Origin of the sequence: Nocardioides thalensis (assembly GCF_013410655.1) — a bacterium.
GTDB lineage: Bacteria > Actinomycetota > Actinomycetes > Propionibacteriales > Nocardioidaceae > Nocardioides > Nocardioides thalensis.
In genome coordinates this window covers 328,339-352,388 of record NZ_JACCFP010000001.1, presented here as the reverse complement: position 1 = coordinate 352,388, position 24,050 = coordinate 328,339, and the positions used below count along the sequence as shown (strand labels likewise).

Genomic DNA, 24,050 nt, shown 5'->3' with positions numbered 1-24,050 from the left:
GGTCACGAGTCGAGGGCGACCGCGCGCAGGAAGTTGATCAGCGTCTGCACCGGGACGCCGGTCGCACCCTGCGGGACGACCGAGTACGGCGCGCCGTGGTTGTAGGCAGTCCCGCAGATGTCGAGGTGCGCCCAGCGCGTGCGCTGCGACGCGGGCGATGCGAACTCCTGGAGGAAGATGCCCGCCGTCAGCATCGTGGCCGATCGCTCGCCCTCGTTGGCGATGTCCGCGACCTGCGACGCGAGCGCCCGCCGCAGGTGGATAGGAAGGGGCATCGGCCAGAGCCCCTCGTCGGCCTCGGCCGCAGCCTCGAGGAGCAGTGCCCGTAGCGGGTCGTCGTTGGACATCAGCGCGCTGATACGGGTGCCCAGAGCCATGACCTGGGCGTCCGTCAGTGTCGCGACGTCGACGATCAGGTCCGGCTTCTCCTCCCGAGCGAGGGTGAGAGCGTCCGCGAGCAGCAGACGGCCCTCGAGGTCGGTGTTGCGCACCTCCACCCGTCGCCCGTCCCTCAGGGTCAGGACGTCGCCGGGTCGGATCGAGGTCCCGGACACCGAGTTCTCGGCGAGCGGCAGCCAGGCGGTGACGGCGACGTCGAGCTCGAGACGGGCTGCAGCCACGCAGGCCTGGAAGACGGCTGCCGCGCCCGCCATGTCGATCTTCATCGAGGCGAGCTCGGACGTCGGCTTGAGGTTGAGCCCACCCGAGTCGAACGTCACCCCCTTGCCGACGAGCGCGACGTGGGCCCGAGGACGGGGCGGCCGATGGCGCACGACCACCAGGCGAGGAGGGTTGCCGGACCCCTGCCCGACCCCCGCTAGGCCGCCGAGCCCGGCACCGCGGACGCGCCTCGCGTCCCAGACCTCCACCGTCAGGCCGTGCGCCCCGCCGACGACCTCGGCCGCCGCCGCGAAGTCCCGCGGGGTGAGGAGGTTCGGGGGGCGGTCGACGAGGTCGCGGGCGCCGGTGACGGCGTCGGCAACGATGCGGGCGCGCTCCACGGCGGTCCCGGTCGCCGACTCCTCGACGGTGTGCCGGACGTGCACCGTCCGGCCGGTCGGCACCGGACCCACCACCGGAAGCCGTCCGGTCTGGCGGTGGACGCCGAGGAGAGCACCTCGGACCACGGCCTCGAGCTCCTGCGGCGTGGTCGCGGGGAGCGCGAGGACGACGTTCGCGAACGCCGACACTCCTCGCATCGCCGACGCTGCCGCACCCGCGAGACCTGCCAGCCGTGGCGCGTCATCCGGCACACGGACGAGCGCGAGGGCGCGAGCCGCGAGTCCCGCGGGGGGAGGAACCAGGTGGACCGGCTCCGTCTCGGGGTCCACGACGTCGATGAAGGCGACGACGTCGCCGAGCAGATCGGCCGAACGCGGGTCCAGTCCGGGCGTGCGGTCCTCGCCGGGTTGCACGCCGACCACGAGGACGTCACACGGGACCTCCGCGACGACCTGCTCGCGGTCGACGACGACGAGCTCGACGTCGTGGGCGGCGGGCTGGGGGCTCATCAGCGGCCCAGCAGGTTCGTCAGGCGGGCGACATCGATGTTGCCGCCGCTGAGCACGACGCCCACCCGGCCGCCCCGCACGTCGACCCGGTCGGCCAGCAACGCGGCGAACGCACTCGCACCGCTCGGCTCCACCACCACGTGCAGCTCGTCGACCAACGTGCGCACCGCCCGGCGGATCTGGTCGTCAGAGACGACCACCACCTGGTCGGTGTAGAACTGCGCGATCGCGAAGGTCAGCTCCCCGGGGATCGGCAGCTGCTGCCCGTCCGCGACGCCCTCACGGACCGTGCCCCGGACCCGCGAACCGGCCGCCATCGATCGTGCCCAGTCGTCCGAGGACGCCGGCTCGACGCCGATGATCCTCGGCATCGGGCGCTGGTCCGAGCTCGCGAGCCCGGTGCCCGCCAACAGTCCGCCACCGCCGACGGGCACGATCAGCACGTCGAGCGGTCCGACCTCCTCGAGGAGCTCCCGGGCGACGGTTCCCGCTCCCGCCACGATCCGCGGGTCGTCGTACGGATGGACGATCGTCCGGCCCGAGCGCCGGGCGACGTCCTCCAGGACCTCGTCGGGATCGTCGTGATACCTGTCGAACTCGACGACGTCCGCGCCGAGGCGCTCGGTCGCGCGTCGCTTGGACTCGGCCGCATCGTGCGGCATGAGGATCGTCGCCGTCGTACCGACGAGCCGAGCGGCCAGCGCGACGGCCTGGGCGTGGTTGCCGGACGACGACGTGACCAGCCCCGCAGTGAGCTGCTCCGGCGACAGGCGGGAGACCAGGTTGTACGCCCCGCGGAACTTGAACGACCCGGTCCGCTGCAGACCCTCGACCTTGAAGAACAGCTCACAGCCCCACCGGTTGTTCAGCTCGGTCGACTCCAGCACGGGCGTGCGGACCGCCGTCCCCCGGAGGGTCCGCGCGGCTTGGAAGACGTCCGACAGCGTGGGCAACGTCGCCGCCGCACCAGTGACCTCCGCAGGCTCGGATTGCACATCCCGATCCCACCGCAGTCGGAGTCGATCCGGATCGTCGGAGGGTCCAACCCACGACGGACGCCTTGGTCGGATCGTCCGAAGCGCCTCAGCGACTCTCGGCGTGAGAGTCCTCCGTCAGCTGGAGTAGACGCACCTGCAGCATCGCGGCCAGTCGCTCGCTGGGGTCGTCGAGATCGAGCTGCCCGATCTCCGCGATGCGCCGCAGCCGGTAGCGGAACGTGTTGGGGTGCACGTGGATGGCCTCGGCGGCGAGGCGTACGTCGCCGAAGCTGTCGAACCACGCGCCCAGGGTGGCCAGCATGGTGCTGCCGTTGCTCTCGTCGTACTGCCGTAGCCGCTCGACCGGCCCGGACAGGTGCGACCCCCGCGCCGCGTGGAGGTCGCCGAGGTCGAGGAGCAGGGCGTCGCTCTCGACGTCGGCGACATGGGCGACGCACGGCGCGCGGCCCGTCACCCGTAGCACGCGCAGTGCGCGGTCGGCCTCGACCCTGGCGCCCCTCAGCTCGAGCACGTTGGTGGCCTCGTGGGTGATCACGACGTGACAGGGGATCCGGGTGCCGGTGCGCTCGAGGAACGTGGCCGCGAGCGTGCGAAGCCCGGCGGCAGAGGCGTTGTCGAGCAGCGGGAGGATCGCGTAGCTGGTGGTGCCGATGGTCGCCGTCGCGGCCTTGAGGTGGGTCGCACCCACGTGGACGGCGAACGCGTCGTGCAGCCACTGACGCTCCGCGGTCGACCGCGCGAGATCGACGCTCGACACGGGGTCGTGGGCGGACCGCGTCTGGCCGAGCGCCATGACCACCAGCCGACGACCGGACAGGCCGAGGCGATCGAGCGCCTCGGCCGCCGCGGGACCACCGGTCAGGGCGGCAGCCATCAGCTCGCTGTTGAGGCGCCGGCGCGTGTCGGACCCAGCGCGCAGGCGGAGCAGGTGCAGGGCGACGATCTTCGCGGCGTCCCGCAGGCCCGCCTCCCGCTCGGGCGTCAACGGGCCGTCGACCGCTGCCCAGATCGAGCCGAGGAACTCGTCACCCGCCCGGACCGCGACGGCGACCCGGGCGATGTCGATCGGGCCGTCGGCGAACGGTTGGAGATAGATCGGGGCGTCCTCGCGGTACAGCCTCTGGAACACCCCGCGCTGCTCGAGGACACGCACGTAGTCGTCAGGCACCTGGCGACCGAGGATGGTCTGCAGCCTGGACTCGTCGGCCTCGTCCTGACGACCGGAGAAGGCGAGCACCCGCGACGCACGGTCCTCGATCGTCACCGGCGCGTCGACCAGGGCGGAGATCGCGTTGGCGACAGAGAAGAGGTCTCCCAGCAGCAGGCCGGGCGCTGCGCCGGACTCCTGGTCGACCTCGGTCGGCGCCGACGCCAGGCTCAGGAGGAGACTCGTGAGCTGGACCCAGGACGCCCCGGACGCCAGGGAGAGCAGCACCACCGGGGCTTCGGCCACCACCCGCTCGAGCTCGGCCGTCATCGGGACCGGGTCCCTGACGATCAGCGCGCCTGCGTCGGCGGCCGCGAGCTGGTTGATCAGCGTGGCGATCTCCCCCGGACTGGTGAGACCGACGCCGAGGACGACGGCGCCCTGCGTCCCGACCGCCTCCTCGTCGTCGGCGTGGATAAGGACGTTCTCCACCGCCGGCGCGCGATCGACGTCACCCGAGACGTGCCTGAGCAGCGTGGAGCCGAGCTCGTCGAGGATCCGGCGGATCGTCGGGCGGTCGGTTGCCGGCGTCACCTGGTCTCCTCGGAACAGCGTCGTTGTCATGCATTCTGAACCCTGCCGCGCGCGTAAAAGCATCCGTCGACACGCCGACGAAGGGAACCTTTTACCTCCAGCCGGTCCTTGCACCTCCCCCGCGCGGCAGGGCTCTCCATGGTCGAACGGCGCAGGTTCGAGCGGAGGAGTGAAGGATCGATGCGGAGATATCTGGCGGTATTGGTCGCGGTGGCTCTGATCGGGTGGGCGGCACCGGGGGCCGGGGAGGCGGTCCAGCGACCGCGCACCACGGAGGTCCCGGTCTGGGCCGGGATGCTCAAGGAGCAGCACCTGCTCCCGACGGATGACTCGTATCCGCCCGGCACGCTCGCCTGGCGCGTCGAGTACTACACCACGACGCCGGACGGCGGTCCGACCTCCTCGAGCGGCTTGGTCCTGGTGCCGCCCGGACCGGCGCCGGCCGGCGGCTGGCCGGTGGTGGCGTGGGACCACGGCACGACCGGCATCGACGACGGCTGCGCGCCGTCCGCTATCAAGGGCGCGGCGTACGGCGGGCTCCTGAGCCAGATCCTCGCCGCTGGGTACGTCGTCGCCGCCACCGACTATCCGGGGCTCGGCACGGCGGGGGTGCACCCCTACCTGATCTCCGAGTCGGAGGCCCGGGCGACCGTCGACTCGGTGCGAGCGGCACGATCCCTGCTCGGCAACGTCTCCTCGTCGTGGGTCGCCGCCGGTCACTCGCAGGGCGGCCAGGCGGCCGTCGCGACGGCCGAGATCGCCGACGACTACGACGGGCTGCTCCAGTTCGCGGGGGCGGCGGCGTTCGCTCCTGCCCCGAACATGACGCGCTACGTGGACGCCATCGCGTCGCCCCACCCGCTGGAGCAGCAGTTCTACACGATGATGCTCGTGGGCATCTGGACCCAGCACCCCGAGCTGAGGTGGGCCGACTATCTCGGCCCGCGCGCCCGGGCTCTGCTTCCTGAGGTGCTGGACCTCTGCTTCGACGACCTCACCCAGGTGTTCGTGCAGGCGGCCCTGCCGGCGTCGGAGTTCGAGCCGGTCGATCAGGCCGCCGTTGACCGACTGCGGGCGTGGTTCCGCGAGTCCGAGGTCGGGCATCGCAGCGCGGACGGACCGCTGCTCGTCATGCAGGGGACGGCCGACCACGTCGTACCCGTCGGCGACACGCAGGAGATGGTCGAGATGTCGCGATCGAACGGCTCGACCGTCGACCTCCGCGTGTACGACGGCGCCACCCACGGATCGGTGCTCGACCTGGGCGCGGCGGACCTGCTCGCGTGGCTGGATGCGCAGCTGTAGGTCACCGGACGCGGCGCGAACCTGACCCTGCCTGGCGCGTTCGTGCCTGTGCCCGCCGCGCCGGGTCGCCGAGGCTACAACCGTGCAGTCAGGTTGCCAGCCGTGAGGATCGGCGAGCTCGCCGCGCGGACGGGCGTGACCGTACGCGCCCTGCGCTACTACGAGGAGCTCCAGATCCTCCGGCCCCACCGGGGACCCGGTGGTCAACGGCGCTACCGAGCGGCGGACGTAGACCGCGTCGTGCTGGTGCAGGAGCTCTACGCCGCCGGCCTGCACAGTCGCCGGATCGCAGAGCTGGTGCCGGCGCTGGAGCGGTCCGGTGCCGACCCGTCGCGACCAGTGGCGGCGCTGCTGGACGAGCGCAGCCGGATCCTTCGCGAGATCCGCGACCGGCACCGAGCACTGTCGGTGCTGGACGAGATCGTCGCGCGAGTGACCGGCGCCGATCGCGACGAGTCGATGCACACGGATGGCACACGGATGGTTCGCTGACGCCATGGCGGACGCGACGGTGTGGCGGGAGCGCGGCGACCCGCTGGTTGCGGGAGCAACCGACGGCCCGCTGGCCGGCGAGACCGTCGCGGTCAAGGACCTGTACGACGTCGCCGGGTGGCCGGTCGGCGCGGGGAACCCGGCCTACCTCCGCGCGGCACGTCCCGCCGCTTCGCACGCCCGGACGGTGACGATGCTGCTGGCCGCCGGAGCATCGGTCCGCGGGATCGCGCAGACCGACGAGTTCGCGTACTCCCTCGCCGGCGCCAACGACCACTACGGCACTCCCCCGAACCCGGCGGCGCCGGGCCGGCTCCCGGGCGGGTCGTCCTCGGGACCGGCCGCCGCCGTCGCGCTCGGTGAGGTGAGCGTCGGGCTCGGCACCGACACCGGCGGATCGATCCGGGTGCCGGCGGCGTACCAGGGGCTGTACGGGATCCGGACGACTCATGACGCGGTCTCCCGGGTCGGCCTGCTGCCGATGGCGCCGACGTTCGACACGGTCGGGTGGATGACCCGGGACGCAGCGACGCTGGCGCGGGTGGGCGAGGTGCTGCTGCCGGCGTCGCCCGGCGGCCGGGACGACCTCGTCTCAATTGCGCAGCTTTTCGAGCTCGCCGACCCAGAGGTGGCGCACGTGGTCCGAACCGGCCTCGACCACCAGCCCCTCGCGCCCGGGCGACTCCCCCTGGAGGAGTGGCGCGAGGCGTTCATCGTGCTCCAGGCCTGGGAGGCGTGGCGGGCGCACGGCGCGTGGCTCGAGGGCCGGACGGACACATTGGGGCTGGACGTCCGCGCCCGGTTCGAGCGCGCCCGCTCGGTGACCGACGACGCGGCCGGATCGGCGCGGGCGAACGTCGACCGCGCCCGTCGTACGATCCGCGAGCTCGTCGGCGATCGTGTCCTGGTGCTGCCGTCGGCGCCCACCGTCGCTCCGGTGATCGGCTCCGACCTCCGGCGGGTGCGCGACGCGACGCTCGCGCTGACGTGCGTCGCCGGCATCGGCGGGCTGCCCGCCGTGACCGTCCCGCTGACGGCGACGAGCGGCCTGCCCTGCGGCCTGTGCCTGGTCGCGGCTCCGGGACGCGACCGTGACCTGTTGGAGCTTGCGCTGCGGTGGTTCCGTCAGTCGGGGACCGGATCGAGCAGGCGCTCGGCGTTCTCCTCTGCCCACCGCACCAACGCGGCCACCGGCTCCAGCAGGGTCCGGCCCAGGTCGGTCAGCGAGTAGTGGCGGGGCGGCTCTGCCGATCGAGCCACCAGTCCCGAGTCGACCAGGTGCCGCAGGGTCTGGGTCAGCATCTTCTTGCTGATGCCACCGATCCTGGTCTGCAGCTCGCCGTACCTCATGTCGGACTCCCCGAGCGCGGCGACGACGACCACGGTCCACGTGTTGCCGATGACGCCGAGCGTCGTGCGGGCCGGGCAGTCGGCGAGGAAGACGTCGTGCTCCACGCGCCCACGCTAGCCCCGGCGTCACGCGCCGTGCGCGGATCGACGAGGGAACCGATCGGTTCCCTCGCCGTTCCTAACGTCGACGTCGTGAAGATCGGAATCCTCGGTTCAGGAATGATGGCCTCGGCAATCGCACCGCATTGGATCGGTGCGGGCCACGACGTGGTGGTCGGCGGCCGCACACCCGAACGCGCGCAGCAGCTCTCCGCGGACCTCGGAGTCGAGCACGGCACCCTGGCTGAGGTCGCGGCCTTCGCCGATGTGGCACTCCTGGCCGTTCGGAGCGAAGGGCTCGGCGAGACGCTCGACCTCGCGGGCGCGTCGCGGGGCACGCTCGCCGGAACGACCGTCATCGACTGCGGCAATGCGGTCCACCTCGGCGACTACTCCCAGGTCCGGTGGGACGGCAGGTCCCTGGCCGAGGAGGTGGAGTTCCGGGCCGTCGGCAGCAAGGTCGTCAAGGCGTTCAACCTGTGTCACGCGGACGTGTGGCGCACGCCGACGACGTACGGGGGCGCGCCGTTGCGCGTCCCGTTCTGCGGCAGTGAGGAGGCGAGGTCGGTGGCTCGTCCGCTCATCGAGCTGCTCGGGGATCCCCTCGACATCGGCGACCTGTCGCAGGCGCGGCACCTCGAGGCCATGGCCATCATCATGATCCGAGCGTTGGCCAGCGGGCAGACGCCGCTCCGGTCCGCCTTCAACCTGCTGTCGGCCGATGGTTGATGGCGGCGACTCGATCACCGGATGACCGCGTTGATGGCCTCGGCGAGAGCGAGCGGACCGGTGACGTGGGCCAGGTGGTCGTGGTCCTCGAGCACGGTGACGTCTTCCACCCGAAGCGCGTCGCGGAACCGGTCGACGCTCGGGCCGTACGGCGGGCGGTGGCGGCTGAGCTCCCCGGCGATCAGCGACGTCGGCACGTCGAGCGACGAATACGCCGAGGGCACGAAGTCGAACGCCTCGATCGCGGCGAGCTCGGCACCGGCGGGCGCCGCCAGGGCCCGCAGCTTCGCCCACACGGCGGCGTCCTCCCGCAGCGTGTCCACGTGCGCCCGGCTGTATCCGGAGACATCGACGTTGATGATCTCGACGGCGGCATCGAGGTCGCCGTTCTCGACCGCCTCCTCCAGCTTGGGCAGGGCGTCAGCGGCGAACGGGCGCGCGACCGGTTCGTAGAGCACCAAGGACCGCACGGCCGCTCCGCGGCGTACCGCCTCGACCGCGATCAAGCCTCCGTAGCTGTGGCCGACAAGATCGACCGGCCCCTCCTGTAGCGCGAGCCAGCCCAGGAGGTCCTCCGCCTCGGTCTCCACGGCGTAGCCGTCGGGGAGGTCGCCGCTGGGCCGCCGGCCACGGCGGTTGGGCACCACCGCCGGTCGTCCCGGTGCCACTGCCTCCATGACGTGACGCCAGGCGTGAGCGTCGGCCATGACTCCGTGGAGGAGGACGACCGGGACCCCGTCACCGCTCCGGGCTAGGCCCGCGAGATCACCGGAGGAGTGGGGATGCCGCACCTCGCGGAACGTCGCGGACACGGGCGGGCTGTTGTGCTGGGTCATCGTTCTCACTTTCGTTTTTGTCGGTACTGCGTGGAGAGGATTCGGTCGGCCGCAGCGAGAAGCCGCTCTTCTCCTCCTGGCGGCGCGATGAGCTGAAGGCCGGCAGGCAGGCGCGGAGTACTGATGGGGACGGACAGGGCAGGGAAGCCCAGCAGGTTCCACTGGTGCGTCAAGGACAGGAGGACGTCGCGCACGGCGGCACGCGTACCTCCCATGTCGATCTCGCGCTGGTCGAGCAAGGGAGCCGAGATCGGGGTCGTCGGCGTCACGAGCACGTCCGCCGTCCCGAACTGGCGCAAGACGGCGCGGCGCAGCTCGTCGCGCCGGTCCAGCGCGCGCGTGTACTTCCAGGCTGGGACCTTCGCAGCCGCCTCGAGGCGCTCGAGGACTTCCGGGTCGAAGAGGTCTGGCCGGGTGGCGATCCGGTGGGCGTGCTGGGCGTGTGCCTCGGCCCCCTGGACTGCAGAGAAGTCTTCCCGAATCCTCGCCGCGAGCTCGGGGTCCATCCTCGCGGGGCCCAGGATGCCGAACGCAGCGCGCGCAAGCCGTCGAACCCGCTCGGCCAACTCCGGATCTATCGGATCGACGCCGAAATCCAGCCACGCTGCACGCAGCGGCCCGACGTGCGCAGGGGCGGGACGCCCGGTGAGCACCGCCAGCCCGACTCGGAGGTCACCCACGGTCGACGCGTGCAGGCCGACATGGTCGAGCGACGGGGAGAGCGGGACCGTACCAGCATTCGAGATCGCTCCGTACGTCGGCTTCAGTCCGAGCACGCCGGAGAGTGCACCGGGGATACGGACAGACCCCCCGGTGTCCGTCCCAAGCGACAGCGGAACGGCACTGGTGGCCACCGCGACCGCGCTGCCTGCACTCGATCCTCCCGCGATGCGAGCGGGGTCGCATGGGTTCAGCACGGCGCCGTGTGCGGAGCGGTCACCGGTGGGTCCGTAGGCCATCTCGTGCGTGACAGTGATTCCCACGATGACCGCGCCCGCGCGACGCAGGGCCGCGACACTCGTCGCGTCAGTCCGGGGTCGACGATCGGCGAGATGCCGGCTCCCGCCGGTGACGGGTAGACCGGCAACGTCGATCACGTCCTTGACCGCGACGGGGATCCCATGCAGCGGCCCGACCAGGCGCCCCTTCGCTCGATCGAGGGCGTCAGCTGCACTGAGCGCACCGTCGACGTCGAGGTGAGCGAAGGCGTTGAAGTCGGCAGTCGCCATCTCTGCCCGACTCAGCGCGTCTTCGATCACGCTCCGCACCGTGTTCTCCCCGCGCCGGTACCTCGCGAGAGTGGTCGCGACATCAGCATGGAGCCCGTCCCCGATCGCATGCGGGGTCGCGCCTTCGCGACCGGTCACACCCGCTCCATCGGCAGCGCAGTCAGCACAGGCACGAGGGCCGCGCACGAGATGGTCATCGCCATCACGTAGCCGGCGAACGGGTGAACGCCGTCGGGCATGCGCCGTCCCAGAGCGAAGGCCAGCGGGGGCACGACCGTGGCCCCGACGACCACTGCCACGCCATCAGCAAGGACTGAGCCGCCTTCGGCGAGGACGAGCGCCGGGACGAACGAGACCAGAGGAGTGAAGGTCGGATACCAGCCGTGCTCTCGCCACGACGAGCGCCACATCGTGGTCGCCAGGAGCGCGGTCGCGATCTGGCTGAGCAGCACGTGAGCCCAGAGGCCGGACCCGTACACGGCAAGAGCCGGGTCGACAGCCGCAGCAACGAGAAGGCCGAGGATCATCCCCGCACCCGCCCACTCGTTGCCGTAGAACTGCGGCTCCGTGAAATCGGCAAGGGTCCGTCGCACGCTCCACTGCACCGCCCCCATGGAAGCTGCGTCTGGACCGGGCACCCGGTTGCCCAGGTCGCGCTGCAACCAACCGGTCCTGTCCGAGACGAGGAAGGTGATGATGGCACTCGCCCACATTCCGGTGGTCGCAGACACGACGCCGGGGAGGCCGAGAGGAATGCACAGCACGGAGTGCACGAGGAGCGCTATCGGCGTGGTGAGCACAACACCGGCCAGCACGCCCGTGACGACCGCGCGCGGCCGCACTCCGTACGTCAGGACCACAGCGGCCGGCACAGAGACGAAGGAGACGAACAACGGTTGCCAGGCCCCAGTGGCGTCCGCGGTCCAGCCCCACAGCGCGGACCCGAGGGCCAAGCTCGCCGTCGAGGCGAGCAGCACCGTGGGCAGCCGGCCCGTGCCGCAGGCGATCGGGAACCCGGCCACCCGCCGATTCCGCCGGCCGAGCTCATGGGCCACCAGAGCGCCGGCCACCATGAGGCCACCTCCGAGCGCCGACAAGTGAAACTGCGCGTCGGTCGTCGCGGCCAGGACCCAGGCCGCGAACCGACTGATGCTGTCGCGGGCGACAGGCAGCAGGTCGGGGTCCGGCGTGATCCGGCCAGCGACAAGCACGCCCCCGGCGATCACGCCGGCGAGAGCCCCAATGAGTGCCGCTGCGGTACCCCACCCTTCTCCCGCGGGATCTGGCGTTCTGCCAGGCCACCGTCCTGTTGCCGATCGTCTCCTCGGCGAGCTCGCGGTCAGTTGACGGAGGCCACTCATCGCGGCCACGGCTTCGCGTCGTATCCGAGCATGCCGTCGTACAGGTCGGTTCGGCGATCGCGAACCAGGTCGTTGAGGTTGTTCCAGATGGGCGCCGAACGCGACTCCATCAGGTCGAGGTCGGCGACGATCATGGTCTCGCTCGTCGCGTCCGCGACTTCACCGACCGGCCAGCCGTTGGTGCCGGCGATCAGCGAGCACCCGAGGAACTTGGCGTCACCTTCGGAGCCGATCCGGTCGGAAGCAGCGATGAAGACGTTGTTGACGTGGGCGGCGGTCATGGTGAGGTAGCTGGCCATGCACCGGCCGGCCCCGTCGAACAGCGGCGGGGGCGTCCAGACCCAGTTGTTGATGCTGCAGATCAGGTCGGCACCCTGGGCGGCCAGCAGCCGAGGCACCTCCGGGAACCAGATGTCCCAGCAGATCAACAGTCCGATCCGTCCCAGAACTGTGTCGAAGACGGGGTAGCCGAGGTCCCCCGGGGTGAACCACAGCTTCTCGGCGTTCCAAAGATGGGTCTTCCGGTAGCGCCCGATGTAGCCATCCGGTCCCACCAGCACCGCCGTATCGAACAGACGCGCGCCGTCCCTCTCGGCGAGGCCACCGACGATGTGCAGACCCAGGCTCGCGGCGAGCTCGCTCCAGGCATGCACGGTCGGCCCGTCCGGCACCGGTTCGGCGTGCGCGAAGGCCGCTGCGCGGGTGCCGAACGAGTAGCCCGTGGTGACCAGCTCCGGTAGCACCACGACATCGGCACCCTGCTCGGCAGCCTCCTCGATCTTGCGCAGGACGCGCGACTCGTTCTCCTTCCGATTCGCTACGCCGACCTGCGCGTCCATCTGGACGACAGCCACGCGCGCTGGCCCCACCGCTGTCTGCGAAGTGCTCATGGGATCCTCATCTCTCCGGCCAACCCAAACGTTTGGCCCCAACGATTGGGTGTATCCTCAGCGACGTGCGCCTCGCTGTCAAGATCCACCTGCGATCCCGGACATGGGCGACGTAGCGCCGGGGCGTCGCTCACGACCGACGCTCAAGTCAATGGCCGCGTCCCTCGGCGTGGACGTGTCGACGGTCTCGCGAGTTCTGAACGGCAGCAGGGACGAGGCGCTGCGGGCAGCGTCGCCGGAGACGGCCGACAGGATCCGCGCCCACGCCGCCCTGGTGGGCTACCGGCCGGACCCGCATGCCACGGGGCTACGAACCCAGCGCAGCGGTCTCGTTGCCGTGATCGTTCCCCGACTGTCCGACGGCGTCCTCGCCCTCCTGGTGGAGGGCATCGAGTCCGAGGCACGGAAAGCCGGCCTCGCGGTGTTCGCGATGAGCAGCCACGACGATCCCGAGGACCAAACCGAGAGGGTGGCGACGGCGTTGGGACGTCGGGTCGACGGCCTCATCGTCGCCGACGCCCGCCTCGACACCCCCCTCCCCACGTCACTGCTGCGGGGCGACACACCCTTCGTCCTCGCCAACCGGCGCCTGCCGGACAACTCGGCCGTCACGGGCGACGACGTGCTCGGGGGGCGCCTGGTCGCCGAGCACCTTGTCGCCTCGGGCCGAAGCAGACTCGCTGTCATCGGCGGCCCTCCCTACGCCAGCACTGCAGTCGACCGAGTGTCGGGGTTCGTTGCCTCCGTCCGCGCAACGGGCCTGGACCTCCCGGACGAGCGCGTCGTCGACTCTGGTTTCGACATCGCGAGCGGACGAGACGCAATGCAGACGATCCTGCAGAACGACCCGGACGTCGACGCCGTCTTCGCGGTTGATGACTACGCGGCCATCGGCGCATCGAGTGTCGCGCGGGCCCACGGACGAGTCATCGGCAAGGATCTGGCCGTCGTGGGCTACAACGACACACCCGTCGCAGCGGAGCTGGAGGTGGCGCTCTCGTCCGTCGCCCACCCGACGTTCGAGCTCGGCCGGGCCGCGCTGCTGTCTCTCTCGGCCATGATGACGGGCGCTCCACCACGGGACGAAACCATGCAGCCAACGCTCATCGTCAGGGACTCCTCGCGTTAGCCCCGCACGCAGAGCGGCCTTTCCGGGCCGGCCGGGCGATACGAAACGGCCCGCCTCCTGCTGAGACCCAAGAGGGCAGCGATGGCTCTTCGAGCCGGTGCGGTCGCCTGAACTCGGAGAGGACTGGACCGAGAAGGCGGTCGAGCGCGCCTGGTCAGCATTGAATTCGCCACGGAATAGGGGCCTGCTCCGATGAGTTCCGCCGTCGTGAACGATTCCGCATCGGTCGTGGTGGATCGACTCCTGGCCCGCTTGTCGGAGGGGGACAGGTCGGGGGCGGCTGCGTGTTTCGACGAGAACTCTGTCGACTTCCTTGCCCCGCACGCGCCCCACGTCCCGTGGATTCCTGACGTGCGAGACCGGTCGGGCATCGAGGCCTTCTTCGGTGCTCTCGATGAGTACCTGGAACCTGACTTCATCCACATCGAGCAGCGAGTCGAGGACGGTGATGATGTCGTCCTGCGAGGTTCGATCAGGAGCAAGGTGCGCGACCGGACGCTGGATCGAGTCCCCGATGGTGGTTTGGATCACCGTTCGGGACAGCCGCATCGTCCGATACCACCTGTACGAGGACAGCTGGTCGGTGGCGCAGGCTACCGCGTGACGATCGGGTTTCCTCCTCCCGCAAGCGGTCGGTGCGTTCCCGTCCAAGGCCGCAAGGTCAGTCCGGCGACAATGCCTGGCCGTTAGGACACCGGACCGGACGTCAGGATGGCCTCGAACGACTCGGGAAGCGTCTGGCCACCGTCGATCACCAGTGTCTGACCGGTGATGAATCCGGCCTCCCTGCTGGCGAGGAACAACGCGGCGTGTCCGATGTCCGCCACGGTGCCCATCTTGCCTTGGGGAATCGCCGCCGCCATGGCGTCGACGTACTCCTCGCCGAGTTCGGCAACGCCCTCGGTGAGTACGTTGCCCGGCATGACGGCGTTGATCGTGATGCCGGCGGGCGCGAGCTCGAGCGCGGCCGAGCGAATGAAGCCCAGTTGCGCCGCCTTGCTTGCCCCGTAGTGCGACCAACCCGGGTATCCGGTCAGGGGACCGGTGATCGAGGAGGTGACCACGACGCGGCCGAGGGCAGATGCTGTCAGAGCGTCGAGGCACGCCTGAACAACGAAGAAGGTGCCCTTCACGTTGGTGTTCAGGACAGCGTCCAGGTCCTCCACCGTCATGTCGCGAAGACTGGCCTCCGGGAAGATCCCGGCGTTGGCGCACAGGACGTCGAGTCCGCCGTGCCGTTGCTGGACCGCGGACGCGATTCGGTCGCACTCCTCCCGGTCCGCGACGTCCGCGACGAGGACGGAGACGGCTCCAGCTGAGTCTTCGAGAGAAGCGGCGGCTCTCTCCAGCGCCGACTCGTTGCGACCGACCAGCATGACGTCGGCACCGGCGTCGGCGAAAACCTGTGCGATGCCGAGACCGATGCCGCGACTCGCCCCCGTGACGACGACCGACGCTCCGGTGATTGGGGTGAACAATGTGGATCTCCTCGAGGGTGGCGACCGCCGTGGCGATCAGGTGATCGAGCGGCCGGAGGACGCGAGATAGCGCTCTGCGAGCTCGTAGGTGGCTGGTCGATACACGGATGCGAGCTCCTTCGCCTCCGACGAGTGGGCGTGGGATCCGAGCCAGGCAAGGACCAGGAGCCGCCGCAACATGAGGAACGTGGGCAACAGGGAGGCATGGGACTCGTCGAGCGGCGCGACCGATCGATAGCCGGCCAGCCATGCGTCCTGCCATTCCGGGAGCCGTGGGTCGGCCTCCAGGAACGTGACAGCGGCCGCGAAGTCGTACAGGAACCACGAGTATCCGCAGTCGTCGAAGTCGATGACACTGATCTGTTCGTTGTCGACAAGAAGGTTGGCGAGCCGGAGATCTGCGTGCACCAGCCCCCACCGGTCGGGAGTCGCGCCGAATCCCGCGAGCCGACTGCGGACGAGGTTGACACCTCGATCGAGCATCGCCAGCTCGGCGGGGCCCAGCTCGGGGTCGTCTTCCCACCGGCCCCATCGCGGATCAGCGCCCAGCGTCTGCCTCCACCCCCAGTCGAACCGCTTGAACCACGGCGGCGGCCGCCATCCGCGAGCGTGGACGTGGAGCCGGGCGGTGATCTGTCCCAGATTGACGAAGTCCTCGCGCCGCAGGTCGGTGTCGTGGGGCTGTTGTCCGGGCAGTCGCTCGAACACCACACCGTGTCGCTCCACACCACCGGCAACGACCGTCACGACACGCTCACCGGTGCGCGAGGTCAGAGCGCGAGGTGTCGAGACTCCGGCTTCCTCGCGGAGGGCATCGAGCCAGGCCAGCTCGGAGGCGATGGCAACGGCATCGTGGTAGCCGGTGCGGTGGACCCTCAGCACGGCCGCTGAGTCGACGCCGCTGGTGCCCACGACGTAGGTGGTGTTCTCCGAACGGTTGAGCTCGTGGAGGGTCGGGCGCTCTCCGAGGTCGTAGAGCTCCGTCATCGCGCGCGCCACCTCCATCTCGGCTGCAGCGGCGTCGTGCTCTTTGGGCTCGTCAGCTCCCGATCTGGCCGCCATTACTGTTCCCGTCCGTCGATCGCTTCGAGAACCTTGATGATGTGGTCCCGCGCAGTGGTGACGTCGTCGTGACGGCCACCGAGGTAGAGCCGGCCGGCAGCGCCGATCATCTGGACGTCGACGAGCGTCACTCCTGGCGCTGCACGTTCGGCCTCGTTGGCAGCCACCGCAGCGAACAGCGCGGGCGTCATCTCGAACACCAGCAGCGAGTCCCCGGGAAGGATCATCGACCCCTGCCGGTTGCGGTTGAGGATCACGGCGTGCTGGTCGGTGATGGAGTCGATCACGTCGTGGTAGAGGATCCGCGGACGCAGCTGGTCCCGTGCCCGGGCGCCCGTGCCTGCCAGGATCGCCTCCCCTGCTGCGGTCACATCACCAAGGTCCCTGCCATGGACCTCGAGGACGCCGAACTGCCGCTCCACGAAGAGGATCCCTGGCTGGATCGAGGGCACGGCTCGCAGCGCGAGGTCGATGACCCGCTCGATCGCGAGTGCCGGCGCCACCTCGATGATCAGGGCGTGGTCCCCTACGTAGGGTGGATAACCGCGCGCTCGCGTGGGCGTGCCCATGTATGCGGCGAACTGCTCCCTCAGATCCTCGACCAACAGGTACACGCGCAGCTCCGTAGGCGCGACGTTGGGCTCCGCCATGGGTCCTCCTCAGTGTTCGGTCCGAACTCGACGCCCGGCTGTCTCAGTGGACGTTGACTTCGAACTTGCTGGCGAGCTCGGCGTGGGGACGCGGAATGACGTGGACGCTCACCAGCTCTCCCACCTGCGAGGCTGCTTCGGAGCCAGCCTCCGTAGCGGCCTTCACGGCCCCGACCTCGCCTGTGATGATCACGGACACCAAGCCGTCGCCGACGTCCTGCCGGTCGATGATCTGCACGTTGGCAGCCTTCACCATGGCGTCGGCTGCGGCGAGTGCTGCGACGTATCCCTTGGTCTCGATCATGCCGATGGCGGTACTGCTCATTTCTTCTCCTGTGGGTGAGTGCCCGCGCGTCGTGCGGGGGTCTTGGTGACGGCCTTCTTGGCCGCGCTCTTGGACTGACCAGGCAGGGTGCTCGGCGACGCAGGGTCGATGGCGCCGATGACCAGGGCGTCGACCGGCGGCGGTGCGCCGGGAAACCAGCTGGCGGCAACTGACCCTTGTGCGACCAGCACCTGCTCGCCCGTCCCGCTGCCGAGGACGTCGAACGCGATGATGGGCGTGCCGGCTTCAGGCTGCACCTCGAGGAACGCCCCCGGGGGAAGCCCGTCGATGTGCCGGCTGGACCACACACTTCCGATGACAGTGGCGCGGATCATGCTCGCTCCTTGATGATCGTGATTCCGAGGGCACGCGCGCGTTCGCGGGCAAGAGGTGTGAGGACGGCACGGGGGCCCAGGCGAATGCCTTCCACGGCTGCTCCGGCCTCCTGAACGTGGCGTTCCGTCACCGCTCCCGCCTCGATCGAGCGGAACCGTCCGCTGACGCCTGACCCAGTCGCGTTCTTGAGCTGGAACCGAAGGCGTCCGGAGCGCAGGTCCATCCGGTTCTTGGGGTTCTCGAACAGCGAGAGGACGTGTCGGACGAAGGCGTCGAGATCCCTGTCATCAGCAATCCGCACCGTGCTGACACGTGCGGCCGGATGCCGCCTTTCGCCCGGCGCCGTGGTCAGGTCGGGCGTCGGGGACCCCTGGCCGGGGCCACTTCCGGGCAGGCCGTCGCCTCGCCGGTCCTTGAGAGCGCCTGCAACGCCCGGGCTGACAAGGTCGGCAAGCACACGGCGGACTGCGGCGTCGATGAGCTGCTGGAGGTCGGGCTGCGGCGTGGTCATGACGACCCGCCGAGAGCTGTCTCGGCTGCCTCAGCGGCCTGTCGTACGTCGGCTTCCTGTCCGGCGAGGTAGACCCGGCCGGTGGCGCCGATCATCCGGTAGTCGATCACTTTCACGTCGGCCGCCTTCTCGGCCTCATTGGCCGCCACGATCGCGTAGGACGCCGGCTGGACCTCGAGGACGAACAACGACTCGCCAGGAAGGACCATCGAACCGATCTTGTTGCGGTTGATCAGGAACGCGTGCTGCTGGTCGATGCTCGAAATGATCTTGCTCGCAAGGATCGACGGCCGAAGTGCGCTGCCCGCGTCGGCGCGAAGCTTCATCAGCACCGCTTCTGCCGCGGACTGGACGGCGCTCGTCTCTCCGTGGAACTCGAGGTAGCCGAACTGGCGCTCCACGACCAGGATGCCGGCTTGAACCTCAGCATGCTGAAGGGCGGCGTCGGTGAGCGGCTCGATGTCGATACCCGGTGCAACCTCGATGATCTGGGCGGCCATGGACGCCCGCGGCAGCGAGCCTTTGATCCACGTCCCGAGGTAGCACATGGTCTGGGGCTGAAGTCGGTCAAGAAAGATGAATGAGCGAAGCTCGGCCATGGTGGTCAGGTCGCTTTCAGTCGTTCACGAATTTGGAGAGTTCGGACATCACGAGCCGACGTACCTCTTCGCGGAGTACGGCTTCGCTCGCAGCTGACGGCCGCTCTGCGTCCGCCACGCGCTCGTGCATCCCGAGGACCTTGGGAGGGCGCACGTCCCGTTCGCCGTTCGAAGGTCGCGGATACGGCGGCGTGGCGCCGGCGCGCTGCGAGCTCGGGGAGAGCCCGGTGAAGTCGGGCATCGCAGCAGCTGGATCAGCCGCATAGGCGATTCTGGTCCAGTCGACGAGATGGTCCGGCCGGAGGTTCTCGCCGAGAGAGCTTCGGCCGACGAAGCCGGTTCCGATGGTCATGGTGGGCGCCAGGTTCGTGAGGCCCCCAGATCCACCCAAGCTGTTGCCGACGTTCACCGAGACACGCAGAACCGGTACTGCCGCCGAGAACCGGAGGACTGTGTCCGCGTCGGTGCTGTGGATGGCCGCGGAGTGCCCGGCGCCGGCGACTCGGATGACCGATTGGGCGACCCGGATCCCGGCCGCCGAGTCCGGGACGGTGATCATGCCGAGGACGGGCGAGAGCTTCTCGTGAGTCAGCGGCTCGTCCGGAACCGCTGCGTCGAATGGCGCGACGAGCACCTTGGTCCGTGGACCGACCCTGATGCCGGCGCGAGCGGCGATCCAGGTGGCATCCTTGCCGATCACGGTCGGGTCGAGCCGGCCGCTAGGGAACATCGAGGAGCGCAGCAGCTCGGTGTCTGCCTGCGTGAGAACGGCAGCGCCGGCGCGTTCGAGCTCGCGGCGCAGTCGGTCCGCGACCGCTGTGACCGCGATGAGCACCGACTCGTTGGTGCACAGGACCGAGTTGTCGAACGCCTTGCTCTCGACGATGTGCCGAGCGGCCTCGCGTAGGTCCGCGGATCCGTCGACGAGGACCGGGACATTGCCGGGGCCCACGCCCAGGGCGGGGTTGGCGGAGCTGTACGCCGAACGCACCACGCCCGTTCCTCCGGTGGCCAGGATGAGATTGGTGCCGTGGTTGGCCATCAGTTCCTCGACCAGCGGGATCGTCGGTCGTTCGATCCACTGGATGGCACCGCTTGGCGCGCCCGCCTGTTCCGCGGCCGCGGCCAGGGTCGCCGCGGCGTGGGAGCAGCACTCTCTGGCCATCGGGTGCGGACTGACCACGATCGCGTTCCGAGTCTTCAACGCCAGGAGGACCTTGAAGTACAAGGTCGACACCGGATTCGTGGAAGGAGTCAGGGCAAGGACCACACCTGCCGGTCTCGGTATCGACACGATCTTGCTGGTCTGGTCGATCCGCGGAGAAGCGAAGTCTGCGCCACGATAGGCGTCCGCCAGCGCGCGTGCCATCGACCTGTTCTTGAGGGTCTTGTGCTCCGCGACCCCGAAGCCGGTTTCCCGAACAGCCCATTCTGCGTACTCCTCGGCGTGCTCGTGGGCTACGTCCGCAACGGCGTCGACGATCCGCTCGACGTCCTCGGCGGAGTACTCGGAGAACGCCTGCGCGGCCCAGCGGGCGCGTTCGAGGATGTGCGCCGCACCGATCACGGGGCGCGGGGTGCTCGTCATCGTGCGCTCACCGCCTTCCAGCCGTGTCGGTTCGTCGCGGCCCTGCCGATGGCGATCTCGCTGCGGTCCAGGAGCTCTTCGACCAGCTCGGGAGACATCAGCACTCCAGGCTTGAGCTGCAGGACGCGTGGGTCGAGCGTGCTGAAGATTGCCCAGACGCCGACGTCGTAGAGCTCTCGCATCACGTGGAGCGCCCCCTCGGGATGGTTGAACTCCAAGCCGATCACGACGCCGTTCTGGCGGATCCCGACGAGCCAGTCGGGATAGCTGTCCTGGATCCGGCGCAACCCCTTGTCCATTGCGTCCGCGATGTAGTGGACCATCGATCGCACCTGGGGTCGCCGAGCGATCTCCAGGGTCTTCAGGGCGGCGATGCAGCCGAGCTCGGACCCGCCGAAAGTGGAGATGTGGCCGAATCCGTCCTCGTCGAGCCATGCACCGGCACGATCGTTCAGGAGCGCCGCCGCGATGGGATAGATCCCGCCGGAGAGGCCCTTCCCGGTCACGAGGATGTCAGGCGTGACGCCGTACTTCTCGATGCCCCAGAGCTCCCCGGTACGCATCAGCCCGGTCTGGACCTCGTCCGCGATGTAGAGAGCGCCATGACGCTCACACAGCTCCTTGACGGCCGGCAGGTAGGCCGGCTCGGGAAGAGGGAATCCGTAGGTGGCAGGAATCGTCTCCAGCAGCACCGCGGCAACGTCCCCGGGTCGAAGAGCTGCCTCCATGGCAGCGAGGTCGTTGAAGGGGACCTGGATGAACTCCTCGGGTCGGTCGGCCAGAAACATCTCGGAGAACCTGGCGTCGCCGGTCGCCACGGCCAGGCCGGTGTGCCCGTGGAACGCCTTGATGATCGACACGACCTTGCGTCTCATGGTGGCGTTGCGAGCGCTCTTGATCGCGATGTCGATCGCCTCACCTGCCCCTGCTGCGTAGGCGACCTTGCTGATGCCGGACGGGGCAGAGCGGACGAGCTCTTCGGCCAGCGCCGTCCGGGCAAGGGAGGGGAAGTGGTGGTTCCCGATGTCGTACTTCTCCATCGCCGACGACACGGCCTCGACAACCTCCGGGTTGCGGTGGCCGAAGCTGTACGTACCGCCGTTCAGGTGGACGTCGATGAAGCGGCGGCCGTCCATGTCCCACATCAGGTAGCCGCTGCGCTCGTTGATGGCGAGATCGATCCCCTGGCGTGACCAGAAGCTCGTCTTGCCCGGGTTCCAGTACCTGGCGGACCTCTCGTAGAAGTCTGCCTTCGACTCGAACCTGAGCAGCGGGTCGTCGTACATCGCTCTTCCCTCACGCTAGGGACCCTGCTGGGCCGATAGCGCAACTCTGTATTGGTTGAACCATATCTGTCAACGGTTGGGTCGATTTTGCTTTACGGATCACTCTTAAGGCTTGCCAACGGTTGAACCGGGTGCGACGATCCCCGGCTAATGGTCCATCCCCAAGCATGGGAGCTCTCCATGGTGACGAACGATCCGACCCAGCAAGCCACCGCAACTGCTCCGCCATCTGTCCAACGCCTCCGACCCAACGCGGTAGGCCTCACCGGCGTCCTCTTCATGAGCGTTGCCACGGCCGCACCGATCGCCGCCATGGTCGGCAACGCGCCCATCGCGATCGGCTTCGGCAACGGCATTCACGCGCCCGCCGGCTTCCTCGCCGCGACCATCGTCCTGGCCCTGTTCGCCCTCGGGTACTCCTCCATGGCCCGCCACATCACCGCCACCGGCGCCTTCTACGGGTTCGTCTCTCATGGCCTGGGCCGGGTCGTCGGCATGGGCGCCGGCGCGCTCACGACACTGGCCTATGTGGTCTTCGAGGCATCGCTGGCGGGCATGTTCGGCTTCTTCGCCGCCCAGTTCGCCGAGGCACGGCTCGGTCTGGACGCCTCATGGATCTGGTTCTCGGCCGCGATGTTGCTCGCCAACGCGGTATTGACCTACTTCGACGTCACGCTCACCGCCAAGGTCCTGGGCGTCTTCCTGGTGACCGAGGTGGCGATGCTGCTGGCGGTGGCGATCACGGTGGTGACGGGCGGTGGTGGCCCGGAGGGGTGGTCGCTCGAGTCGCTGAATCCTCTGGGGGCGTTCACTGACCTGAGCGGCACGGTCCCGGACCCGGCAGGGAACGGCGAGGTCATCGCTGTCGCCGGATCCGCAGGGATCGGCCTCTTCTTCGCGTTCTGGTCGTGGGTCGGCTTCGAGTCTGCCGCCATGTACGGCGAGGAGTCCAAGGACCCCAAGCGGATCATTCCCCGCGCGACCATGGCAGGCGTCCTGGGCATCGGCGCCTTCTACGTGTTCGTCTCCTGGGCAGGCCTGGTGGGGACCGGGCCCGAGCGGTCGATCGCCTTGGCCCAGGACACCGCCAGCGCGGGTGAGATCTTCTTCGGGCTCGCGGAGCAGAACCTCGGAAGCTGGGCCGTGGTGCTCTTCGAGGCGCTCCTGGTGACTGGAGCATTTGCGTGCGGCATGGCTTTCCACAACTGCGCGAGTCGCTACATCTACGCCATCGGCCGAGAAGACCTGATTCCGGGAATGCGTGACACCGTCGGACGGTGCCACAGCAAGCACGCTTCACCGCACATCGCCAGTTTCGTGCAGAGTGTCATCGCATCAGTCATCGTCCTGTTCTTCTTCGCGACAGAACGCGATCCTTATGGACAGCTGTTCGCACTCATGGCGATCCTGGGTACGACCGCGATCCTCGTGGTTCAGACCCTGGCTGCCATCGCTTGCGTGGCGTACTTCCACATCCATCATCGCCACCCGGAGACGGCCCACTGGTTCCGCACCGGGGTCGCCCCGGCACTCGGCGCACTGGGCATGGCATACGTCATCTGGCTACTCATCCAGAATGCGAGCTTCGCCGCCGGCGCGGCCGCCAGCGACCCGGTCTTCAAGATCGCACCGTGGATCGTCGGAGCCGTCGGCATCGGAGGCGTCGCGTTCGCACTCGTCACCCGAGCGATCGCACCAGAGCGCTACGACGTCATCGGACGCATCGTCCTCGATGACTCTCACGAGCGAGCGTGACCACGGTGACGAAACTGGTCGACTATCACGCCAGCGACGGGGTCGCTCGCATCACCCTGTCCGACGGGGATCGGGGCAACCCGATCAGCGCGGCACTCGGCCGGCAGCTCCTCGGAGCAGTACGCCGAGCTCATGCAGACTCCGCGCGCGTCATCGTCCTCGCCGCCCGAGGACGCTACTTCTCGGTCGGCGGGGACCTCGCCGCGCTGCACGCAGCAGCAGCACCGGGTGCGTTCATGGACGACCTGACCAGCGACCTGCACAGAGTGGTGGTCGAGCTGATGGAGTCCGATGCCGTCGTCGTCAGCGCAGTCCAGGGCCACGCGGCCGGCGCAGGCTTCCCGCTTGCTTGCGCCGCTGACATCGTCCTAGCGGCCAGGACGGCCAGCTTCAGCCTCGCCTACGCGAGGGTGGGCCTCTCGCCCGATGGCGGCAGTACTCTGCTGACCCGTTCGCTGGGCCTCCACACCGTGCTTCGGTTGGCTCTTCTGGGACAGCAGCTCACCGCGCAGGAGGCGTTGGACGCCGGCCTGGTGGCCCAACTGGTTCCGGCGGACAGGTTGGCCGACACGGTCGAGGGGATTGTCGCGACGCTGCTCGATGGTTCCACGGAAGCGCTCAGCGCGACGAAGGCGGTCATCCGCGGCACCGCGTCCGAGCACGTGGAGTCCGTCCTACGACGGGAGGCACTAGCAATCCGCAGGCTGGCCGGGACGGACGACGGCCGAGAGGGCGTGCGCGCTTTCCTGGAGAAGCGGTCACCCTCCTTCGGATGACCCACGCGGGCTGT

At 69.2% G+C, this 24,050-nt stretch carries 24 protein-coding genes; 7 read left to right on the top strand and 17 right to left on the bottom strand.

Features of this window, described 5'->3' with window-relative positions; all coding sequences use genetic code 11:
• Window positions 1-2 precede the first annotated feature (2 nt).
• From HNR19_RS01715 to HNR19_RS01705, 3 genes are all read right to left on the bottom strand, one after another.
• Window positions 3-1,511: a leucyl aminopeptidase gene (locus tag HNR19_RS01715; protein WP_179666266.1), complete on the bottom strand. Its 1,509-nt coding sequence runs from the start codon at window positions 1,509-1,511 to the stop codon at window positions 3-5.
• Window positions 1,511-2,506, bottom strand: coding sequence for a threonine ammonia-lyase (locus HNR19_RS01710; protein WP_343047004.1), 996 nt, complete (start codon window positions 2,504-2,506; stop codon window positions 1,511-1,513). The genes HNR19_RS01715 and HNR19_RS01710 overlap by 1 nt, the downstream gene beginning before the upstream one ends.
• Window positions 2,507-2,594: 88 nt before the next feature.
• Window positions 2,595-4,250: a PucR family transcriptional regulator gene (locus HNR19_RS01705; protein ID WP_343047003.1), complete on the bottom strand. Its 1,656-nt coding sequence runs from the start codon at window positions 4,248-4,250 to the stop codon at window positions 2,595-2,597.
• Window positions 4,251-4,430: 180 nt separating this feature from the next.
• Here HNR19_RS01705 and HNR19_RS01700 point away from each other — a divergent pair, with 180 nt between their 5' ends.
• From HNR19_RS01700 to HNR19_RS01690, 3 genes are all read left to right on the top strand, one after another.
• Window positions 4,431-5,555, top strand: coding sequence for an alpha/beta hydrolase family protein (locus HNR19_RS01700; protein ID WP_179666264.1), 1,125 nt, complete (start codon window positions 4,431-4,433; stop codon window positions 5,553-5,555).
• A 102-nt stretch (window positions 5,556-5,657) separates the two neighbouring features.
• Window positions 5,658-6,047: a MerR family transcriptional regulator gene (locus HNR19_RS01695; RefSeq protein WP_179666263.1), complete on the top strand. Its 390-nt coding sequence runs from the start codon at window positions 5,658-5,660 to the stop codon at window positions 6,045-6,047.
• A 4-nt stretch (window positions 6,048-6,051) separates the two neighbouring features.
• On the top strand, window positions 6,052-7,278 hold the full coding sequence (locus tag HNR19_RS01690; RefSeq protein WP_179666262.1) for an amidase family protein: 1,227 nt from the start codon (window positions 6,052-6,054) through the stop codon (window positions 7,276-7,278).
• Here the strand turns inward: HNR19_RS01690 and HNR19_RS01685 are convergent.
• On the bottom strand, window positions 7,173-7,502 hold the full coding sequence (locus HNR19_RS01685) for a winged helix-turn-helix transcriptional regulator (RefSeq protein WP_179666261.1): 330 nt from the start codon (window positions 7,500-7,502) through the stop codon (window positions 7,173-7,175). The genes HNR19_RS01690 and HNR19_RS01685 overlap by 106 nt on opposite strands.
• On the opposite strand from HNR19_RS01685, the gene HNR19_RS01680 reads away from it, so the two are divergent.
• Window positions 7,494-8,225: an NADPH-dependent F420 reductase gene (locus tag HNR19_RS01680; protein WP_343047002.1), complete on the top strand. Its 732-nt coding sequence runs from the start codon at window positions 7,494-7,496 to the stop codon at window positions 8,223-8,225. The genes HNR19_RS01685 and HNR19_RS01680 overlap by 9 nt on opposite strands.
• Window positions 8,226-8,239: 14 nt before the next feature.
• Here HNR19_RS01680 and HNR19_RS01675 read toward each other — a convergent pair whose 3' ends face one another.
• The 4 genes from HNR19_RS01675 to HNR19_RS01660 form a co-directional block, all read right to left on the bottom strand.
• The gene (locus HNR19_RS01675) at window positions 8,240-9,061 is read right to left on the bottom strand and encodes an alpha/beta fold hydrolase (protein WP_179666259.1); all 822 of its coding nucleotides are present in this window, start codon (window positions 9,059-9,061) and stop codon (window positions 8,240-8,242) included.
• Between the two features lie 5 nt (window positions 9,062-9,066).
• Window positions 9,067-10,320 carry an amidase family protein gene (locus HNR19_RS23370; RefSeq protein WP_179666258.1) on the bottom strand — a complete coding sequence of 418 codons (1,254 nt, stop codon included), beginning with the start codon at window positions 10,318-10,320 and terminating at the stop codon, window positions 9,067-9,069.
• 104 nt (window positions 10,321-10,424) lie between these two features.
• Window positions 10,425-11,516 carry a hypothetical protein gene (locus HNR19_RS01665; protein WP_179666257.1) on the bottom strand — a complete coding sequence of 364 codons (1,092 nt, stop codon included), beginning with the start codon at window positions 11,514-11,516 and terminating at the stop codon, window positions 10,425-10,427.
• Window positions 11,517-11,647: 131 nt separating this feature from the next.
• Complete coding sequence (locus tag HNR19_RS01660; RefSeq protein ID WP_218910110.1) at window positions 11,648-12,583, bottom strand: nitrilase family protein; 936 nt, start codon at window positions 12,581-12,583, stop codon at window positions 11,648-11,650.
• Between the two features lie 109 nt (window positions 12,584-12,692).
• Between HNR19_RS01660 and HNR19_RS01655 the strand changes: the two genes are divergently transcribed.
• Window positions 12,693-13,670 (top strand): LacI family DNA-binding transcriptional regulator, encoded by a 978-nt coding sequence (locus HNR19_RS01655; RefSeq protein WP_218910109.1) that lies wholly within the window; start codon window positions 12,693-12,695, stop codon window positions 13,668-13,670.
• Between the two features lie 686 nt (window positions 13,671-14,356).
• On the opposite strand, the gene fabG is transcribed toward HNR19_RS01655, so the two are convergent.
• The 9 genes from fabG to HNR19_RS01605 all read right to left on the bottom strand — a co-directional run bounded on the left by fabG (window position 14,357) and on the right by HNR19_RS01605 (window position 21,505).
• Window positions 14,357-15,148, bottom strand: a complete 792-nt coding sequence (fabG, locus tag HNR19_RS01645) for a 3-oxoacyl-ACP reductase FabG (protein WP_179666254.1) — start codon at window positions 15,146-15,148, stop codon at window positions 14,357-14,359.
• Window positions 15,149-15,184: 36 nt separating this feature from the next.
• Window positions 15,185-16,135, bottom strand: coding sequence for a phosphotransferase enzyme family protein (locus tag HNR19_RS01640; RefSeq protein WP_218910108.1), 951 nt, complete (start codon window positions 16,133-16,135; stop codon window positions 15,185-15,187).
• A 74-nt stretch (window positions 16,136-16,209) separates the two neighbouring features.
• Window positions 16,210-16,860: a microcompartment protein gene (locus HNR19_RS01635; protein ID WP_179666253.1), complete on the bottom strand. Its 651-nt coding sequence runs from the start codon at window positions 16,858-16,860 to the stop codon at window positions 16,210-16,212.
• A gap of 43 nt (window positions 16,861-16,903) precedes the next feature.
• Window positions 16,904-17,185: a BMC domain-containing protein gene (locus HNR19_RS01630; RefSeq protein WP_179666252.1), complete on the bottom strand. Its 282-nt coding sequence runs from the start codon at window positions 17,183-17,185 to the stop codon at window positions 16,904-16,906.
• On the bottom strand, window positions 17,182-17,520 hold the full coding sequence (locus HNR19_RS01625) for a EutN/CcmL family microcompartment protein (protein WP_179666251.1): 339 nt from the start codon (window positions 17,518-17,520) through the stop codon (window positions 17,182-17,184). The genes HNR19_RS01630 and HNR19_RS01625 overlap by 4 nt, the downstream gene beginning before the upstream one ends.
• Window positions 17,517-18,032 (bottom strand): hypothetical protein, encoded by a 516-nt coding sequence (locus tag HNR19_RS01620; protein WP_179666250.1) that lies wholly within the window; start codon window positions 18,030-18,032, stop codon window positions 17,517-17,519. The genes HNR19_RS01625 and HNR19_RS01620 overlap by 4 nt, the downstream gene beginning before the upstream one ends.
• Window positions 18,029-18,631, bottom strand: a complete 603-nt coding sequence (locus HNR19_RS01615) for a BMC domain-containing protein (RefSeq protein WP_179666249.1) — start codon at window positions 18,629-18,631, stop codon at window positions 18,029-18,031. Before HNR19_RS01615 ends, HNR19_RS01620 begins: the two co-directional genes overlap by 4 nt.
• Window positions 18,632-18,647: 16 nt before the next feature.
• On the bottom strand, window positions 18,648-20,219 hold the full coding sequence (locus HNR19_RS01610) for an aldehyde dehydrogenase family protein (protein ID WP_179666248.1): 1,572 nt from the start codon (window positions 20,217-20,219) through the stop codon (window positions 18,648-18,650).
• On the bottom strand, window positions 20,216-21,505 hold the full coding sequence (locus HNR19_RS01605) for a class-III pyridoxal-phosphate-dependent aminotransferase (RefSeq protein ID WP_179666247.1): 1,290 nt from the start codon (window positions 21,503-21,505) through the stop codon (window positions 20,216-20,218). The genes HNR19_RS01610 and HNR19_RS01605 overlap by 4 nt, the downstream gene beginning before the upstream one ends.
• Window positions 21,506-21,784: 279 nt before the next feature.
• Here HNR19_RS01605 and HNR19_RS01600 point away from each other — a divergent pair, with 279 nt between their 5' ends.
• Window positions 21,785-23,260: an APC family permease gene (locus HNR19_RS01600; RefSeq protein ID WP_218910107.1), complete on the top strand. Its 1,476-nt coding sequence runs from the start codon at window positions 21,785-21,787 to the stop codon at window positions 23,258-23,260.
• Window positions 23,257-24,036 (top strand): enoyl-CoA hydratase-related protein, encoded by a 780-nt coding sequence (locus tag HNR19_RS01595; RefSeq protein ID WP_179666245.1) that lies wholly within the window; start codon window positions 23,257-23,259, stop codon window positions 24,034-24,036. Before HNR19_RS01600 ends, HNR19_RS01595 begins: the two co-directional genes overlap by 4 nt.
• Window positions 24,037-24,050 lie beyond the last annotated feature (14 nt).